The sequence below is a fragment of the Ruegeria sp. AK4 genome (assembly GCF_056541025.1).
This window is the reverse complement of sequence record NZ_JBQFXS010000006.1, coordinates 276818-294864: the sequence shown is the minus strand read 5'-3', so window position 1 is coordinate 294864 and position 18047 is coordinate 276818. Positions and strand designations below refer to the sequence as shown.

Sequence of the window (18047 nt, the reverse complement as noted above, 5' to 3'; positions counted from 1 at the left end):
GACAGATGAAGGGGATCCCACCTATTGCGAAAGGGCTTTGCCCAGACGCGGCAGGCGGGCTTTTTTCATCAGGGCGCGCAGGGTCCATTGATCGCCGGACAGGCGGTTGGCTTCTCGCAGAACGCGGGTTGCAAGGATTGTCATCTCCTCCGGGTCAGCGAGCCAGAAGTCATGCAGAAGACTGTCGGGGTCGCGCCGGCCAAGGCCCTCTTCCGCGAGGATGTTTCTGGGGAAGTCTTTGGCATTGACCGTCACGATGATGTCTGCCGAACCGGCAATGGCCGTGGCCAGAACGTGGATATCCGCGCTGTCGGGCAGCCAGAGCCGTTGTTCCAGACCCGGCGCGGCGGAGCGATCTGCCTTGGGCCATTGCGACTGAACCAGCGCGATTTCGGCGCGGGCCTGCGCCTCACCCTGCGGACCCAGTTTGCGGGCGGCGCGTGCCCATTCTTCGAGGATACGCTGAGACCAGAGCGGGGTGAAATGGCCAATACTGGCGGCGCCCAGCAGCATCTCTCGCATCACCGTGGGGTAGATGACGCAGGTGTCCAGAACCGCCTTCACAGCCTGTAGAACACGGCTTTGAGGTAGCCGCTTTCGGCCAGTTGCGGCAATTGCGGGTGGTCGGGTCCGGCAAAGCCTGTGTGGATCAGTTGCGCCTGCCGTCCGGCACGGCCAATCCCGCGCGAGGAGGCATCGCGGAAGCGGCCCAGATCGGCGGCGTGGGAGCAGGAACAGAGGCCGAGATAGCCGCCCGGTTTGACCAAGGGGGCAGCAAGACGGGCCACGCGTTCGTAGGCGCGCAGGCCCGCATCCAGCGCTTGTTTTGATGGGGCGAAGGCAGGCGGGTCGCAGATCACCACGTCGAATTGCGCGCCCTCTTCGCCCAGTTGGGTCAGAACGTCGAAGGCGTCTCCCTGGCGGGTTTGGAAGCGATCGGCGCAGCCCGAGGCCTTTGCCCCTTTGGCCGCCAGGTCCAGCGCGGCGGCGGAGCCGTCGACGGATAGCGCCTGCGCGGCCCCTCCGGCCAGCATGGCCAGTGCAAAGCCGCCCACATGGCTGAATACGTCCAGCACCTGCGCCTCGGGATGAACCAGCCGGGCGGCGAAGGCGTGATTGGGGCGTTGATCATAGAACAGACCGGTTTTCTGGCCGCCCGTCAGGTCGGCCATGTAAGTCGCGCCGTTCATGGGCACGGGCAGAGGGGCATCGGGCGTTGTTCCGCGCAGGGTTTGGTTCACGTCGTCCAACCCCTCCAGCCCGCGCGTGCGGCCCGAGGCATTCTTCAGCACGTTTGAAACACCCGTCACCTTGACCAGCGCGTCGGTCAGCGTTTCAAGATGCGCCTCGGCCCATGCGGCGTTGGGTTGGATGACGCAGGTATCGCCGAAGCGGTCGATGATCACGCCGGGGAAGCCATCGGCCTCGGCGTGGATCAGGCGGTAATAGGGCGCATCGAACAGGCGCTCTCGCATCGCAAGCGCGCTTTGCAGACGGGTTTCGAACCACTCTGCGTTCAGGCCGGCCTGCAGGTTTCGATCCAAAACGCGGCACATGATCTTGGAGTCGGGATTGACCGCGACCAGCGCGATGGGTGCGCGTTTGTCATCCTCGAGAATGGCCAGTGCCCCGGCGGAGATCTTGCGGGTGCGGCGGTCGGTGACGATGTCGTTGGCATAGACCCAGGGAAAACCATGGCGCAGCCCGCGCGCGTTGGCTTTGGGTTTCAGACGGATACGGGGGCGGTCGGCGGTTTGGGTCATGACGCCCTCATAGTCCTGAACCGCCCGGTGGGAAAGCCCCTGTTAACGCGGACGGCTGCGCCATCCGCCGCGTCGTTTCGGGGCTTGTGCCGCTTGCAGCCCCTCGGCCAGCACCTGCGTCATCGGATGATCGGCATCCTGCGCGGAATAAGCCGCGTGCAGATCGGTCAGCGCCTGTTTCTGGTCCTGCCCGTCCGGCAGGCTGATCGCCCAGTCCAGAAAGATGCTGCGGCATTCGGGCAAGGCGATGCCGTCGATGCGGTAGGCCTCGCGGATCAGGCCCTTGGGATCGTTGGGATCAGTGCTGCGCGCCATCGTCGCCCCCCTTGATCACGCTGCCGATCAGCGCGGCGGCGGTGGTGTAACTGTCCTGCAATGCGGCCTGCAACTCGTCCACCCGTTCGAACCCGGTGGCGCGGCACAGAAAGGCCGAGCCACCCTCGCCGATCTTGTCGGCCTCGATCACTTTGCCGGACAGCAGCCGCGCGGCGCATTGCACCGACCAGCATAAGTCGTAACTGTCCTTCAGCGTTTGCGCCTGCGCGACATCCAACAGACCCGCAGCGACGGCCCCGTCGAGCCCGGCTTGCACGTCTCGTTTCGGGATGCCCGTCAGCAAGGCCCCCGTTTCGGCCATCAGTTCTATATCCATCATCCGACCAGGGCCGTTCTTGGCATCCCACACACCGGCGGGCGATTTCGCGGCGGCCAGCCGGGTTCGCATCTCGGCCACTTCGCGCAGAACCTTGTCCTTGTTGCGCGGGTGGGACAGGAAATCGGCCCGAAACGCCTCGATATCCTTGGCCAGGGCCGGGTCGCCCGCCACCACATGGGCGCGGGTCAGGGCGAGGTGTTCCCAGACCCAAGCCTCTTCCTGCTGGTAATGTGTGAAGCTGGCCCAGCTGGTCGCCACCGGCCCCTGATTGCCAGAAGGGCGCAGGCGCATATCGACCTCGTACAGCCGCCCCTGCGACATCGGCGCGGACAGTGCGGTAATCAGTGCCTGCGTGAACCGCGCGTAATAGGTGCGGGTTGCCAGAGGGCGCGGGCCGTCGGACATATCCTGATCCAGCGGGTCGTAAATCACGATCATGTCCAGATCGGATTGCGAGTTTATGCGCCCTGCCCCCAGCGACCCCATGCCAAGAACCGCAGCCCCCCGCCCCGGTGCGGGGCCGTGCTTGCGCGCGAAATTCTCGGTGACATGCGGCAGGATCGCAGCAATGACCGCCCGTGCCAGATCGGCGTATTGACGCCCCGCATGCGCCCCGTCGATCAATCCGCGCAGGTGATGCACGCCGATTCGAAAGTGCCATTCCTTGCACCACCGGCGCGCGAAATCGAGTTGTGTTTCGTAGTCGGATTCCTGCGCCAGCGCCTGCGCCAATTCTTCCTGCAGCGCCGCCTGCCCCGGCCAGTCGGCGAAGAAACTGCCACCGATCACCGCGTCGAATACCGATGCATTGCGCGACAGGTGCGAGGCCAGGGCGTGCGAGGTGCCGACGATGTCGATCAGCAGGTCGATCAAATGGGGGTTGGCCTCGAACAGCGAGAAAAGCTGAACGCCTGCGGGCAGCCCGGCAAGGAACCCATCGAGCGCCATCAGCGCCTCTTCGGGCTGGGCCGTTTTGGCGAGGCGCGACAGAAGCTCGGGTTTGAGACGGTCGAAGATGCGCCTGCCCCGTTGCGAACGCAGCGCCGGGTAAGTCGACCAGCGGGCGAGTATGCCCTGGTCGAACTCCACTTCCTGCACAGGCACCCGGGGCGCGCCGGGTCCGGGCGCGAAGAAGCCTTCGGTCAGGTCGTGCACTTCGATCAGGCGTCGGGTCAGGTCCTGCGTCAGTTCGGCACTGCTGAGGCCCATAAGACAGGCGACGCGTTCGATCCCATCCTCGGATTTGGGCACTTTGTGGGTCTGGGCATCGTGGATCATCTGGATGCGGTGTTCGACCTCGCGATGGGCGCGGTAGTGATCGGTCAGCTTGGCGGCGACCTCATCGGGCACCCAGCCCTTGGCGGCCAGCGCTGCCAGCCCCGGAACAGTGCCGCGCACGCGCAGATCGGGATCGCGACCGCCTGCGATCAGTTGCCGGGTCTGGGTGAAGAACTCGATCTCGCGAATGCCGCCCTGCCCCAGTTTCATGTCATGGCCGGGGATCGACAGAGCGCCCCCGGTGCCCTTGTTTTCGCGAATGCGCAGGCGCATGTCGTGAGCGTCCTGAATGGCGGCGAAATCCAGATGGCGGCGCCAGACAAATGGGCGCAGCGCGTCCAGAAACCGCTGCCCCGCCGCGATGTCCCCGGCGCAGGGCCGCGCCTTGATGTAAGCGGCGCGTTCCCATGTGCGGCCGAGGCTTTCGTAATACCGCTCTGCCGCTTCCATCGCCATGCAGACCGGCGTGACAGCGGGATCTGGGCGCAGGCGCAGATCAGTGCGGAAGACATAGCCATCCGCCGTCTTGTCGCTGAGCGTGGCACAGAAATTGCGCGTGGCGCGGACCATGCCGTGGCGGGCCTCGTAGAAATCATCAGGGTCGAACCGCGTCTCATCAAACAGAACGATCAGGTCGATATCCGAGCTATAGTTCAACTCATGCGCGCCCATTTTCCCCATGGCGAGGATCACCATCCCGGCGGCGGTTTCGACATCATCCTCGGTCATGCCGGGCAGTTTCTTGCGGCGGATCAGTGCGGCGATCTCGGCCTTGGCGGCCACATCCGCGGCCAGAGCGCCGAAATCGGCCAGCGCCGCTGTCACCTTTTCCAGCGGCCACGCCCCGGCAATATCCGCCAATGCGGTCAGCAAGGCCATGCGGTGCTTGGCCTGCCGCAGCCCCGGCTTCAACTGATCGGGCGGCAGGGCCCGCGCCGCCTCTATGACCTCCGCCAGCGCCTGATCCGGGTTTTGCAGCGCTTGCGGCAGCCAGTCTTTCTCGCGCTCGATCAGGCCTTTCAGATAGGGGCTGGAGCCTGCGGTTCCGGCAATCAGATCACCCTGCTCTGCGGTCAGATCGGGCAACAGCAGCCGGGTTTCTTCCCCAAGGGCCGGGTCAAAGGCGCGCGGCAGGCGGTGAATGGCAAGAGCGTCAGTCATATGCGCAACCTGCGCATTGCCGTGGGGCGGCGTCAATGGGGCAATCTGGTCAGGCCTGTTCGACCGGTGTGTCCTGACTGAAACTGTTGACCCAGACATCGTGACGCCGCTCCCAAAGCGAGGAGATCAGCATCGCCTCCCACCCCGGCGCGTCGGGCCGCTGATAGTCGGCGCGATAGGACAGCAGCACGATATCAGGCGTCAGGACCCGCAGCCTTTCGTCGCTCAGCCTGAACTCGGCCATTGTCGGCGCATCGGCGAATTGCCCTACGTGATCATCCCGATTGGCAAAACCAGTGGGGTAAACACCCAGAAAATCCGCGCTCAGCAAGGCGCGATCGGTCTGAGCGTTCCCATCGACCAATGCCATCCAAACCTGCTTTTCCAGATCAAGGATTTCATCAAGGGTCGGGGCGGGCTTTTTGTCATCCGTATTCATACACGCAACCTGCGTCTGATGCGCCGGATCGTCAACCAGATCGCAAGATGTAAATCTTTTTCACATTGACCTCTTGCAACGCACAGACGGATCCCCATCTAGACAATGTGAAAGGAATTTACATCAACCCAGGAGAGCCCAAATGACCGCACTGTCCGAACCCGCCGCCCCTTCGAATCCGGGATGGTTCTACCGTGCCGAGGCCTGGATGGACGACAAAGGCAAAGGTGCCTGGATCGCAGCCATGGTCCTTGGTTTCATCTTCTTCTGGCCAGTGGGCCTGGCCCTTCTGGCCTATATGATCTGGAGCAAACGCATGTTCAGCAAGTCCTGCAGCCGCCGCAAATCCTGGCACCGCCACATGAGCGCTATGAAGCCCTCGGGCAACAGCGCGTTTGACGCCTACAAGGCCGACACGCTGGCGCGGCTGGAACGCGAGCAGCAGGAATTCGAAGCCTTCCTGCACCGCCTGCGCGAGGCCAAGGACAAGGCCGAGTTCGACCAGTTCATGGATGAACGCGCCCGCGAAAACCACGACGAAGCGGACAATGGCGAACCTGCCTGATCCCCCTTGCCCTGTCCCGGAGTTTCGGGACAGGGTGACGCGACCAATCTCTGCGGAAAGCCCATAATGACTCACCTGCCCGATCCCGATAGCCAACCCGAGTTTTACCAGTCGGTGACCACCAAACGCTTCATTGCATGGCTGTTCGATATCGCCTTTATCTCGTTGCTTTGCACGGTGGCGATCCTGTTCACCGCCTTTATTGGACTGTTCTTTCTGGCCCTGATCTACGGCGTCATCAGCTTTGTCTATCGGGTGGTTACCATCGCAAACGGGTCGGCCACGCTGGGCATGCGGTTCATGGGGATTGAACTGCGCGATGCCTTTGGTGAGCGGATGGATGCGGGCAAGGCCGTGGCGCACACTGCCGGGTATTTCGTCTCGATGACCTTCTTCGTGGTCCAGATCATCTCGGTCATCATGATGCTGACCAGTGCGCGTGGCCAGGGGCTGACGGATGCCTTTCTGGGCACGGTCATGATCAACCAGCGTGCGTAAAAAGACCCTCGCGTGAATCACTTGGCGGTTCCGGGAACCGTTGTTATCATCCGGTCTCAGGAAACACGGGACCTTCATGCGACACACGCTGCCAATCGCGCCACAGTTCTATGTGACGGCACCTCAGCCCTGCCCTTATCTTGAGGGCAGGATGGAGCGTAAGCTGTTCACCGCGCTGCAGGGCGAAGGCGCGGATCAGCTGAACAATTCCCTGTCGCAACAAGGGTTTCGCCGGTCCCAGAACGTGCTTTACCGCCCGTCCTGCACCGACTGCGCCGCCTGCCTGTCAGCCCGGATCGACGTGTCGGCCTTTCGCCCGCGTAAAAGCCAGAAACGGGCCGCAAAGCGCAATTCCTACCTGCAACGGCGCGCCACGTCGCCCTGGGCCACGGACGATCAGTTCGAGCTGTTCCGCCGCTACCTGGATACCCGCCACGCCGATGGCGGCATGGCCGATATGGATGTGTTCGAATTTGCCGCGATGATCGAGGAAACCCCGATCCGCAGCCGCGTGGTGGAATATGTGGACCCCGAAACCGGCAATCTGATCGCCGTCAGCCTGACCGACGTGCTGGATGACGGGCTGAGCATGGTTTATTCCTTCTACGATCCGCACCAGCCTCAGAACTCGCTGGGCACGTATATGATCCTGGACCACATCGACATCGCGCGCGAGGCTGGCCTGCCTTACGTCTACCTCGGATATTGGGTCCCCGGCAGCCCGAAGATGGGGTACAAGGCCAAGTTCGCGGGGCTCGAGGCTTACATTCAGGGCGACTGGCAAAAGATCAAGGACCCCGAGGCTTTTTCGCGTACCGACCAGCACCCCTTGTCCACCGCGCCAATCGCCGAACAGGTGGCGAGTATCCAGCTGCCGGACCGTCACCCCACCAAGGGCTGAACCCCAGATGAAACAATCCCTGCACGCCGTCACTCTTGTGGTGCCGGACTATGATGACGCCATCCTGTTCTACACCGAAACGCTGGATTTCGAGCTGACGCAGGACATCGATCTGGGCGGCGGGAAGCGCTGGGTTCGCGTCACTCCGCCCGGATCGGATGGCGCGTCGCTGCTGCTTGCCAAGGCGGATGGAGTCGATCAGCAGGCCGCCATCGGCAACCAGACCGGCGGGCGCGTGGGTTTCTTCCTGCAGACGGATGACTTTCAGCGCGACCACGCCGCGATGCTGGCCAAGGGCGTCGAATTCGAGGAAGACCCCCGGCACGAGCCCTACGGAACCGTCGCCGTCTGGCGCGATCCGTTTGGCAACCGCTGGGACCTGATCATGTTCAAGGAGTGACGTAACAGGCTGTAATAGAATAACTTTTCCTGCATTTTACAGTTGCAATCTGCCCCCAAGCACTTACACGCGCCCAATTTTATTGCAAAAATGTGATCCTGCATAATTTTTAAGCAGTTGAAAACTGACGCTGCGTCACCAAATACCCTGAACCCGCTCGGCAGAGCGTGCCTTTCAATTACGACGACCGGCGTTGCCGGACTTCACGGACATAATGATTTCGGCACCGGATCCCCGATCCGGCGCGCTGAGTGCGATAAGGGGGAAGACAAATGAAATACGCCGCCCGCAGAGTACTTTCTGCAAGCCTGACGACGCAGATCATGCTGGCCCTCGCCTTGGGCTCCATTCTTGGCATTACGCTGAATTACCTAGATATTCCGGCTTTGGAGAACAGCCTGACCAACGGCCTGTTCGCCATGGTCGGCCAGATGTTCCTGAACGCCCTGCAGATGCTTGTGGTGCCGCTGGTGGTCTTCTCGCTGCTCTGCGGCGTGGTGGGTATCGGAGACGTCAAAGTGCTGGGCCGCATCGGCGGCCTGACCTTTGTCACCTACCTTGTGACAACCGCGCTGGCAGTCACCACCGCGCTTGTCTTTGCCAATATCATCAACCCGGGCAGCGGGTTTGAGAGCATGCATCTGGCGGATCACAGTGTTTCCGTCAACTCGGCGGAATCGGCCTGGCAAATTCTGGCAAACATCGTGCCGAAGAACCCGGTTCAGGCGCTGGCCAATGGCGAGATGCTGCAGATCATCTTCTACGTCATCGTCGTTGGCGTTGCGGTCCTGATGATCGGCAGCCGCGCCAAAGCCTTTGTCGAAGGGTGCGAGTTCATGAACGATCTGGCGATGAAGATCGTCGAAATCGTCATGGCCTTCGCCCCCATCGGCGTGTTTTGCCTGATTGCCAGAACTTTCGCGATGGAGGGGTTCGGCCTGTTCGTCCCGGTGATGGGGTATTTGACCACGATCAGCCTGACCCTGGTGTTCCACCTCTGCGTGACACTGATGGCCCTGCTCTACGTGTTTACCGGCCTCAGCCCGCTGGCGTTCCTGCGGAAAATGCGGTCGGCACAGGTGTTCGCGTTTTCGACCTCAAGCTCGAACGCGACGATCCCGGCCAGCATGCAATGTGTGACCCAGCGGATCGGCGTTGACCGCTCGGTCGCCTCGTTCGGAGTCCCTCTGGGCGCGACGATCAACATGGATGGCACCGCGATCATGCATGGCGTGGCGACCGTGTTCCTGGCCAATGCCTATGGGATCGATCTGGGGCTTGGCGGGTACATGACCATCATCTCGATCTCGGTTCTGGCCTCGATCGGCACCGCAGGTGTTCCGGGCGTGGGTATCGTGATGCTCGCCATGGTGCTGAACCAGCTGGGCATGCCGCTGGACGGTATCGCGATCATTCTGGCCGTTGACCGGATCCTCGACATGATGCGAACCGTGGTGAACATCACTGGCGATGCGGTCGTCACGACAATCGTGGCAGACAGGGTGGGCAAGCTGGACCGCGCCGTATTCAACGACCCCGAGGCCGGTACGACAGACCTGTCGCATCTGGAAATCGACCACGAGGCCGAGATTGAGTTTGCAAAGCTGACCCACGCAAAAACAAACTCGTAACCCAACAGCCCGGAGGCCATGCGTTCTCCGGGCTTTAAGCATTCCACAGCAGCGCAGCGCTGCCGGGCCCAACCAGAGGAGGCACGCCAAAGGCGTGCTAACGATGGGCGGGAGCCTTCACCCTAGTCTCTGGGCCGAATGTCTTCGCCGAAGAACACCGGCGTCCCGTCCTCGTCGAGGACATGGAACTCGCGCTGCAGATAGGGCTGATCGAACGGGGCCCGCACGCGCCCCTCGGGCAGGTCCTTCAGACCGGGCAGCAGACTTTCATACAGCGCATCGATCCCCTCGACATCGATGTAAAACGACTGATTGTCCCCAAGCGGCTTACCGTCTTCGCGGGGCGGGCATTCCAGCAGCCGAATGGCAACCGGCCCACATGACAGATAGGCGTAGTTTTCCTGCTGGAAGCCGCAGGTGAATCCCAGACGGTCACAATAAAAGTCAATCTGTGTTTTCAATGACGAACACAGAACAAATGGCGTAAGTTGCAATAGCTTTGGCATCAATACCTCCGACCACGTGAGTTGGTTGCCAGAAGGTTAACACGTTTCAGTCCAACAGATCGTCTTGCCGTATCCCGGCCCGCTCATAGTGATGCGGCAGCACCCGACCATAAAGCTGCTGGGTCCGCTCGACCCCGCCGCACATCCCTTCGGCTTCGACGAATGAGAATATCCCCACATACCGGCGGCGCGCGCCCTTGACTGGGGCAACCCGATGCAGCGCATACCTGCCCTTGAATATCTGCAGGTCACCCGGCTGCAACTCCAACTCGCGCACTCTGGCCCTGTTGCCGTCCAGAACCGAGGCTACGGACCCAAAGTTCTCATCCTCGGCGCTGCGCAGGTTCGGGACGTATTCAAAGCACCCGCCGGATTCCCCGTTTTGAATAGCCAGAGTGACCGTGTAGTTGTTCGTGTCGAAGTGCCACGGGAAACCCTGCCCCTCTTCCACAACATTGATGATCACATCCGCCAGCGGATCGTCGTAGCGAAAGAACCGGTCTGCGGGTTCGTTCAGGGCGTCGCGGATAAACGGCATGAAGCCTTCGAATTCGTAAATCCGGCGCAGCGGGCCGGATTTGAGGAAATTATCCGCCGGCACAAAGGCGTTCGAACGGTCATAAAACCGGCGGATCGGATGGCCGATGCCAAGCCGCGGGTCGTCTTTGGAGAAATAGGCATTTGTTCTGTTGAAAGATCGGTGGGCTTTGGGCGACACCTCATCGGCCTCGCGAATTAGCAATTCCAACCCAGCCTCGTGAACAAAGCCCGGCAGCACGGCGCATCCGTCCAATTCCAGTTCCCGCCGCAAATCCGCGATCATCTGGTCATAGGCCCGCGAGTCCGGCCGGTCGATCGGGTATCGGCCCAGGTCCACCAAATCCATCAACATATACCGCCTCCGTGAATTGCTGCGTCAGGATCACCGTGACTCGGACAAACGCGCATCTCATGTCAGTTTGGGACATTGCGCTGACGCATTTTGACACTCGCAGGCTCGCCACTCTGTCCTTTGGCATGCTCAAATTCGCGGAAATTCCGCAGATGCGTCAATCTGCGCAAGAAAATGTCGCAGAATTCACCGTTGCGGTCAGAAAATTGGGTCATTTGCCTGTTGACGCCCCCATCGCCCGGCCATAATGTCCCCCGCAAGCAGAAAAGGAGCCTCTGGCGATGAAAGCGCTAGTCGTAATCGTAGGAACCACGCGCATGGGCCGGTAACGGTAAACCATAATCCAACCCATGCGCCTCCGAAAAATCTCGGGGGCTTTTTTTATGCGGAACGCAAGACACATGTCGCGAACGGAGCAAAGCAGATGACACGTGAGATGACCGGCGCAAAGATGGTGGTTCAGGCCCTCAAGGATCAGGGCGTGGACACGGTATTCGGATACCCCGGCGGCGCCGTGCTACCGATCTATGACGAGATCTTTCTGCAAAACGACATTCGCCACATTCTGGTGCGCCACGAACAAGGCGCCGTGCACGCGGCCGAAGGTTATGCGCGCTCGACCGGCAAACCCGGCGTTGCGCTGGTAACATCCGGCCCCGGCGCGACCAACGCCGTGACCGGGCTGACCGACGCGCTGCTGGATTCGATCCCGATCGTTGTTCTGACCGGTCAGGTTCCGACCTTCATGATCGGCTCGGACGCGTTTCAGGAGGCCGACACCGTTGGCATCACCCGCCCCTGCACCAAGCATAACTGGCTGGTGAAAGACACGGATTCACTGGCCCAGACGATGCACGAGGCGTTTCACGTCGCCAAATCGGGCCGCCCCGGCCCGGTGCTGATCGATATCCCGAAGGATGTGCAGTTTGCATCCGGCGAATACAGCCCGCCGAAACCTTCAACCTCGCACTATCAGCCTGCGCTGAAAGGCGATCTGGAAGAGATCACCGAACTGGTTGCCGCGATGGAGACGGCGAAGAAACCGGTCTTTTATACCGGCGGTGGCGTCATCAACTCTGGTCCCGCAGCCAGCCAGCTTCTGCGCGAACTGGTGGATGCGACCGGTTTCCCGATCACCTCGACCCTGATGGGTCTGGGGGCTTATCCGGCCTCGGGCAAGAACTGGCTTGGGATGCTTGGGATGCACGGCCTTTACGAGGCCAACATGGCAATGCATGACTGCGACCTGATGATCAATGTCGGCGCGCGGTTCGATGACCGGATTACGGGGCGGATCGATGCGTTCTCGCCGAACTCGAAGAAAGCGCATATCGACATCGACCCCTCGTCGATCAACAAGGTCATCCGTGTGGATATCCCGATTGTGGGCGACGTGGCGCATGTTCTCGAAGACGTTCTGAAGGTCTGGAAAGCGCGCGGGCGCAAGACCGATGCCGCGAATGTGCAGCAGTGGCAGAACCAGATCAGCGAGTGGCGCAAGATCAACTGCCTGGCTTTCACCAACAGCGAAAAGGCGATCAAACCGCAATACGCGTTGCAGCGGCTTGAGGAACTGACCAAGAAGCACGACCGCTATATCACCACCGAGGTCGGTCAGCATCAGATGTGGGCCGCGCAGTATCTGGGCTTTGAAGACCCCAATCGCTGGATGACATCCGGAGGGCTGGGCACGATGGGCTACGGCTTCCCGGCCTCGATCGGCGTGCAGATGGCACACCCGGACGCGCTGGTCATCAACGTGGCAGGCGAAGCCTCGTGGCTGATGAACATGCAGGAAATGGGCACCGCCGTTCAATACCGGCTGCCGGTGAAACAGTTCATCCTGAACAACGAACGCCTTGGCATGGTGCGCCAGTGGCAGGAGCTGCTGCATGGCGAGCGCTACTCGCACAGCTGGTCCGAGGCCCTGCCCGACTTCGTCAAACTGGCCGAGGCTTTCGGGGCCAAGGGTATCATGATCAGCGACCCCGCCGATCTGGATGACGCGATCATGGAGATGATCAACTATGACGGTCCGGTGATCTTCGACTGTCTGGTCGAAAAGCACGAAAACTGCTTCCCCATGATCCCGTCGGGCAAAGCGCATAACGAGATGCTGCTGGGCGAAGCCGAAACGCAGGGCGTGATCGATAGCAAAGGTTCGGTTCTGGTCTGACAAAATTCGACGAATTTTGTCGGGCGCGGCGCTGCGCCCGATGCGTTAAAATGACGAAAGGGACATAAATGTCTGCCCTACAAATCAAAAAAGGCTCTACCCGCCATTCGGCGTATAACCTAAGGCCCACGTTTTCCGACGTTCAGGAACGTCACACGATTGCCGTTCTGGTCGAAAACGAACCCGGTGTTCTGGCCCGTGTGATCGGCCTGTTCTCGGGCCGCGGGTATAACATCGAAAGCCTGACCGTGGCCGAGGTTGACCATACCGGCCACCTGAGCCGCATCACCATCGTCACCACCGGGACCCCGCAGGTGATCGAGCAGATCAAGGCGCAGCTGGGCCGGATCGTGACGGTTCACGATGTGCATGACCTGACGGTCGAGGGCCCTTCGGTCGAGCGGGAACTGGCGATCATCAAGGTCGTCGGTGAAGGTGACAAGCGGGTCGAGGCATTGCGGCTGGCCGATATTTTCCGCGCCAATGTGGTGGACAGCACGTTGAATTCATTCATCTTCGAGATCACCGGCGCCCCCGACAAGATCGACGCTTTCGCCGATCTGATGCGGCCGCTGGGTCTGGTCGAAATCGCCCGCACCGGTGTTGCCGCTTTGTTGCGCGGCGACTGATAAAATACCTGCCTTCGGCTGGGCAACCAGCCGAAGGTTTCTGACACTCCTCGAAAATCAGGGTTCGCCCATATGTTAAGCACGTGCTTGTCTAATAAATACGTGCTTTTTGGCCCACTTCCGCAATAAAGCTCAGACAAATCCACGCAAAACTGTTGCCTTTGACCTGCAGCGCGTTAGCTTGCTTTTCGCAGCGGTAGAAGGGGAAACGTTGCAGGGGTTCACCTTTGTGATTTCTAACGCGCGTTCGGTCTGCTGATCGGCGCCGTTGTGGTTTTTTCCTCAGAGTTGGAAGCAAGGCCTGGGATAGTATGACCGACCACATTCGCAGCCCGGCGGAACTGCGCGCCATGTTTGGCTCGAATCTCAAGCGGTTGGTGCGGCGATACCCGACTGTCTCGGGGCTGTGTCGGCAGCTTGGCATCAACCGGACGCAGTTCAACCGCTACCTGACCGGCGAAAGCTTTCCGCGCCCCGAGGTGCTGGACCGCATCTGCCGGTTTTTCGACGTCGACGCGCGTATTCTGCTGACTAATCTGGATGATATTCCAAGGCCCTCAGATCACCCGGCGGCTTCGCTGTTGACCGAGTTTTTGGGTTCGGGCTCTGACTCCACCCAGAGCGCCGGTTTCCCGTCGGGCTTCTATAGCGTCACCGAACGCGACGGTGGCGGCATGCTGAACCTTTTGTATGCCAAGCGGTTGCCTCAATGCACGCTGGTGCGCGGGTACATCCCCCGCTCTGCTATGCCCCGTGCCCTGCCCAATGCGCGCGAGATACAAGGCATCGCCGCCGGTTCGGCGCAGCAGACCTATATCCTCATGTCCCGCCGCAATGGCGAGAACAGCCAGCTCTATCTGATCTCCAGATCACCGAACGGTGGCGAAACCGGTTGGAGCGGCGCGCTGATCCCGATTTCCAACCCGTCGCACGACGAAGGGCAAACCCGCCTGATCGATCTGCACCCTCTGGCGCAGGACGCGAAAGCTGTGCTGGGGGCCGCCCGCAAAGCGGCGGGGCCTCAGGTCGGGGCGCTTGAAGCTGAAATCGGCTAACCCCAGCTACCGCCCGCCTCGGTATCCTGAGTGATCTGACGGTACAAATGCCAACTGGCATGGCCCAACAGCGGAAGCACCAGAAACAGGCCCAGAAACCACGGGATCATCGACAAAAGCGTCACGACCGCGATGAACGCACCCCACCCGAGCATGACGGGCAGATTGGCCGCGACATAGGAATAGCTGGAGATCATCGCCGTCACAAAATCCAGTTCCCGATCCAGCAGCATCGGGATCGACAGCACGGTGATCATGTACAAAAGCGTCGCAAAGATGGCACCGACCGCTGTGCCCACCGCCAGCATCGTCAGACCGTTCAGGGTCCAAAACACTTCAAGCGATGAGGATACATTGGTCATCGTCGACAGCCCCATGAACAGCGCAAAGATCATGTGCCCGAGGAAGAACCAGAACAGAAACATGACAACGATAATGGCGCAGATCGACGGCAACTGGCGGCGGCTTTGCTGTACGACGACGCCGAAGATCGAGCTGAAATCCAGCGGCTCACCCTGTTCCAGCCGGTGCGAGACCTCGTATAGACCCACCGCCGCAAACGGGCCGATCAGCGGAAAACTGATGGCCGCAAGCACCAGCCAGAACGTTGTTCCGGTCTGGATCGTGACCCAAGCCATCGCCCAACCGGCCAGTACATAGACCCCCGCAAAGATCAGCCCAATCAGCGGCGCGCGCCGGAAATCGCCCCAGGCCTGCTGTAAGGCCGTGCGCAGCATCGCCGTATCAGCCGGGCGCATCTTGGGAACGCCAAACGGTTTGTCCATGTCTCTTCCTCCTCCCGTTCCGGCGTTATGGCATCGCCGGTCTTCTTTCCGGCCATCTGGTTGCCGCATGATAGGCCGCCCCGAATGACAACAGGCGCGCATCCGCCCCGCGTGGGCCGAAAAGCTGCACTCCCATCGGCAGCCCGTCCGCACCAAACCCTGCGGGCGCGGCCAGACAGGGCAACCCGATCAGGCTGACCGGAACCGTCACCTGCATCCAGCGATGATAGGTATCCATACCCTGCCCGGCAATCTGGGCCGGGTACTCCGCTTCGATGCCAAAGGGCCAGACCTGAGCTGCGGGCAGGACCAGCGCATCGTAGTCCTGAAACAGCGCAGCCGCTTTCCGGAACCAGTCAGACCGGATCAGGCTGGCCCGGTGCACCTCCATCGCTGTCATGGCAAGACCGCGATCCAGTTCCCACTGCACGCTGTCTTTCAAAGATGCGCGGTGGTCCAGCAAGGGCTCAAGGCCCGTCGCCACGCTCCAGGATCGCAGGGTGATCCAGCTGTTCCACATCTTTTCCGGGTCGAAAGGCGGGGGCACAGCGTCGACCTGCGCACCGAGGTCTTCGAACACGGTCAGCGCATCCCGGCACAGGCTCAATATGCCGTCTTCCATCGGGAACGCTCCGCCCCAATCGCCAAGCCAGCCAATTCGAACGCCAGTCAGATCGGCGGCCTGCACCGGGGACACCGGTTCGTCTTGCGTTGCCAACGGCGACCGGGGGTCAGGCCCCGAGATCACGTCCAGCAGCAACCCCAAATCTTCGGGGCTGCGCGCCATGGGGCCGAGGGTTGATAGCTGATGCAGGAACCCGTCGCCGACCGGATCAGACGGCACCCTGCCCCAACTGGGCCGGAACCCGTAAACATTGTTCCACGCCGCCGGGTTGCGCAGGCTGCCCATCATGTCGGACCCGTCCGCCAGCGCCACCATCCCCGTCGCCAGTGCAACGGCAGCACCGCCGGACGACCCGCCGCAACTGCGGGCGATATCGTACGGGTTCCGGGTCGCCCCGTAGACCGGGTTGAACGTGTTTGAGCCCAAACCGAACTCTGGCGTGTTTGTCTTGCCGATGAGGATCGCCCCAGCCGCCCGCACCCGCTCCGCGATCAAGGCGTCCGTCTCCGGCACAAAGTCCCGAAAAATCGGAGAGCCCTGAGCCGACAGGATGCCCGCCACATCGACCAGATCCTTGACCGCAATCGGCAACCCGTGCAGCGGCCCGCGGATGGGTCCGGCATCACAGGCCTGCGCCTCGGCCAGCAAGGCGTCTTTACTCCGCAGCGCGACGATGGCGTTGACCGCGCCATTGACCACTTCGATCCGGTCCAGCGTCTTATGCATCAGGTCCACGGCCGACAATTGGCGGTTCGCCAGCTTGCCCAGCAACTCGGTGGCTGATGTGAAAGGATGGATCATTCTTGCCTGCGCTGCTGCCGTTCGCGGCCAGCCTAACCAGACGTGCAGATCATTTAAACCTGCCGTTCAGATGTATTTTTACCCAAACCGCAGCGTTGATCAGGCTTACCCGTCGCCCTGCGCCTCGGACCGGCTTTTGCCTGCCACGTTCAGCGCCAGCGTCGCGGCCATGAAGCCGTCCAGATCACCGTCCAGAACCCCTTTGGTGTCCGAGGTTTCGTGGTTCGTCCGCAGGTCCTTCACCATCTGGTAGGGCTGCAACACGTAGGATCGGATCTGGTTGCCCCAGCCCGCATCGCCCTTGGCCTCATGCGCGGCGTTGATATCCGCATTGCGGCGGTCGAGTTCCTGCTGGTAGAGCCGCGATTTCAGCGCCTTCATTGCGATATCACGGTTCTGGTGCTGCGACTTTTCGGAACTGGTCACAACGATGCCCGTAGGAATATGCGTGATCCGCACCGCCGAGTCCGTGGTGTTCACGTGCTGACCGCCCGCGCCCGAGGACCGGTAGGTATCGATGCGGATATCCGCCGGGTTGACCTCGATCTCGATATTGTCGTCCACCACCGGATAGACCCAGACCGAACTGAACGAGGTATGCCGCTTGGCCGCCGAGTCATAGGGCGAGATGCGCACCAGCCGGTGCACGCCGCTTTCCGATTTCAGCCAGCCATAGGCGTTATGCCCGGAAATCTTGTAGGCGGCAGACTTGATCCCCGCCTCTTCCCCTGCCGTCTCGGACTGCAACTCGACGGTATAGCCCTTTTTCTCGGCCCAGCGCACATACATCCGTGCCAGCATCGAGGCCCAATCGCAGCTTTCGGTCCCGCCTGCGCCCGAGTTGATCTCGAGGAAGGTGTCATTGCTGTCGGCTTCACCATCCAGCAGCGCTTCAAGCTCTTTCTTGGCGGCTTTGGCTTTCAGGGTCTTGATGGCAGCTTCGGCGTCCTGGACGACCTCTTCATCCTCTTCCATCTCACCCAGTTCGATCAGTTCGATATTGTCGCTCAGATCGGTCTTGATGGATTCGTAGGTCTCGATGGCGTCCACCAGCATCTGACGCTCGCGCATCAGTTTCTGGGCGTTTTCGGGGCTGTCCCACAGGTTCGGATCCTCGACGCGCGCGTTGAATTCCTCAAGCCGATGCGGCGCGGTTTCATAGTCCATGCGCTGCGCCAGCAGCTCCAGCGACTTTTCGATTTCCGCCACGATGTTCTGGGTTTCGGCGCGCATGGTCTTGTCCCAACTTGCTCAATCAGGCCTGCGTGATAGCAAGAGGCGCAGGCC

At 61.2% G+C, this 18047-nt stretch carries 19 protein-coding genes; 9 read left to right on the top strand and 10 right to left on the bottom strand.

Annotated elements, in window-relative coordinates; all coding sequences use genetic code 11:
• Positions 1–21: 21 nt before the first annotated feature.
• From ACR0EZ_RS13640 to ACR0EZ_RS13620, 5 genes are read right to left on the bottom strand one after another with little or no spacing between them, the layout of a single operon-like run.
• A complete protein-coding gene (locus ACR0EZ_RS13640; RefSeq protein ID WP_480613864.1) occupies positions 22–564 on the bottom strand; it encodes an RSP_2648 family PIN domain-containing protein in 543 nt (180 codons plus the stop codon).
• On the bottom strand, positions 561–1763 hold the full coding sequence (locus tag ACR0EZ_RS13635) for an RSP_2647 family RNA methyltransferase (RefSeq protein ID WP_480613862.1): 1203 nt from the start codon (positions 1761–1763) through the stop codon (positions 561–563). The genes ACR0EZ_RS13640 and ACR0EZ_RS13635 overlap by 4 nt, the downstream gene beginning before the upstream one ends.
• Positions 1764–1805: 42 nt before the next feature.
• On the bottom strand, positions 1806–2078 hold the full coding sequence (locus ACR0EZ_RS13630) for a hypothetical protein (RefSeq protein ID WP_480613860.1): 273 nt from the start codon (positions 2076–2078) through the stop codon (positions 1806–1808).
• Positions 2062–4857 carry a [protein-PII] uridylyltransferase family protein gene (locus ACR0EZ_RS13625; RefSeq protein ID WP_480613858.1) on the bottom strand — a complete coding sequence of 932 codons (2796 nt, stop codon included), beginning with the start codon at positions 4855–4857 and terminating at the stop codon, positions 2062–2064. The genes ACR0EZ_RS13630 and ACR0EZ_RS13625 overlap by 17 nt, the downstream gene beginning before the upstream one ends.
• 49 nt (positions 4858–4906) lie before the next feature.
• Positions 4907–5296 (bottom strand): DUF4440 domain-containing protein, encoded by a 390-nt coding sequence (locus ACR0EZ_RS13620; RefSeq protein WP_480613856.1) that lies wholly within the window; start codon positions 5294–5296, stop codon positions 4907–4909.
• A gap of 142 nt (positions 5297–5438) precedes the next feature.
• On the opposite strand from ACR0EZ_RS13620, the gene ACR0EZ_RS13615 reads away from it, so the two are divergent.
• From ACR0EZ_RS13615 to ACR0EZ_RS13595, 5 genes are all read left to right on the top strand, one after another.
• Complete coding sequence (locus tag ACR0EZ_RS13615) at positions 5439–5861, top strand: DUF2852 domain-containing protein (RefSeq protein ID WP_480613854.1); 423 nt, start codon at positions 5439–5441, stop codon at positions 5859–5861.
• A 66-nt stretch (positions 5862–5927) separates the two neighbouring features.
• Positions 5928–6359, top strand: coding sequence for an RDD family protein (locus ACR0EZ_RS13610; protein ID WP_480613852.1), 432 nt, complete (start codon positions 5928–5930; stop codon positions 6357–6359).
• Between the two features lie 76 nt (positions 6360–6435).
• Positions 6436–7260: an arginyltransferase gene (locus ACR0EZ_RS13605; RefSeq protein WP_480613850.1), complete on the top strand. Its 825-nt coding sequence runs from the start codon at positions 6436–6438 to the stop codon at positions 7258–7260.
• Between the two features lie 7 nt (positions 7261–7267).
• Positions 7268–7660 carry a VOC family protein gene (locus tag ACR0EZ_RS13600; protein WP_480613848.1) on the top strand — a complete coding sequence of 131 codons (393 nt, stop codon included), beginning with the start codon at positions 7268–7270 and terminating at the stop codon, positions 7658–7660.
• Between the two features lie 272 nt (positions 7661–7932).
• Positions 7933–9291 carry a dicarboxylate/amino acid:cation symporter gene (locus tag ACR0EZ_RS13595; protein ID WP_480613846.1) on the top strand — a complete coding sequence of 453 codons (1359 nt, stop codon included), beginning with the start codon at positions 7933–7935 and terminating at the stop codon, positions 9289–9291.
• A gap of 122 nt (positions 9292–9413) precedes the next feature.
• Here the strand turns inward: ACR0EZ_RS13595 and ACR0EZ_RS13590 are convergent, their stop codons facing one another.
• Together ACR0EZ_RS13590 and ACR0EZ_RS13585 are read right to left on the bottom strand one after the other, a co-directional pair.
• The gene (locus tag ACR0EZ_RS13590; protein WP_480613844.1) at positions 9414–9797 is read right to left on the bottom strand and encodes a bleomycin resistance protein; all 384 of its coding nucleotides are present in this window, start codon (positions 9795–9797) and stop codon (positions 9414–9416) included.
• A gap of 46 nt (positions 9798–9843) precedes the next feature.
• Positions 9844–10689 carry a HalD/BesD family halogenase gene (locus ACR0EZ_RS13585; protein WP_480613842.1) on the bottom strand — a complete coding sequence of 282 codons (846 nt, stop codon included), beginning with the start codon at positions 10687–10689 and terminating at the stop codon, positions 9844–9846.
• Between the two features lie 125 nt (positions 10690–10814).
• On the opposite strand from ACR0EZ_RS13585, the gene ACR0EZ_RS13580 reads away from it, so the two are divergent.
• The 4 genes from ACR0EZ_RS13580 (at position 10815) to ACR0EZ_RS13565 (ending at position 14549) form a co-directional block, all read left to right on the top strand.
• Complete coding sequence (locus ACR0EZ_RS13580) at positions 10815–10937, top strand: hypothetical protein (RefSeq protein WP_480613840.1); 123 nt, start codon at positions 10815–10817, stop codon at positions 10935–10937.
• 176 nt (positions 10938–11113) lie between these two features.
• Entirely contained in the window at positions 11114–12865 is a 1752-nt protein-coding gene (locus ACR0EZ_RS13575; protein ID WP_480613838.1) for an acetolactate synthase 3 large subunit, read from the top strand.
• Between the two features lie 68 nt (positions 12866–12933).
• Positions 12934–13494, top strand: a complete 561-nt coding sequence (gene ilvN, locus ACR0EZ_RS13570; RefSeq protein ID WP_480613836.1) for an acetolactate synthase small subunit — start codon at positions 12934–12936, stop codon at positions 13492–13494.
• Positions 13495–13805: 311 nt separating this feature from the next.
• On the top strand, positions 13806–14549 hold the full coding sequence (locus tag ACR0EZ_RS13565; protein ID WP_480613834.1) for a helix-turn-helix domain-containing protein: 744 nt from the start codon (positions 13806–13808) through the stop codon (positions 14547–14549).
• On the opposite strand, the gene ACR0EZ_RS13560 is transcribed toward ACR0EZ_RS13565, so the two are convergent.
• The 3 genes from ACR0EZ_RS13560 to prfB all read right to left on the bottom strand — a co-directional run bounded on the left by ACR0EZ_RS13560 (position 14546) and on the right by prfB (position 17993).
• Positions 14546–15334, bottom strand: coding sequence for a DUF2189 domain-containing protein (locus tag ACR0EZ_RS13560; RefSeq protein ID WP_480613832.1), 789 nt, complete (start codon positions 15332–15334; stop codon positions 14546–14548). The genes ACR0EZ_RS13565 and ACR0EZ_RS13560 overlap by 4 nt on opposite strands.
• A gap of 25 nt (positions 15335–15359) precedes the next feature.
• Positions 15360–16760, bottom strand: coding sequence for an amidase (locus ACR0EZ_RS13555; protein WP_480613830.1), 1401 nt, complete (start codon positions 16758–16760; stop codon positions 15360–15362).
• 105 nt (positions 16761–16865) lie between these two features.
• Positions 16866–17993, bottom strand: coding sequence for a peptide chain release factor 2 (gene prfB, locus ACR0EZ_RS13550; protein WP_480613827.1), 1128 nt, complete (start codon positions 17991–17993; stop codon positions 16866–16868).
• Positions 17994–18047 lie beyond the last annotated feature (54 nt).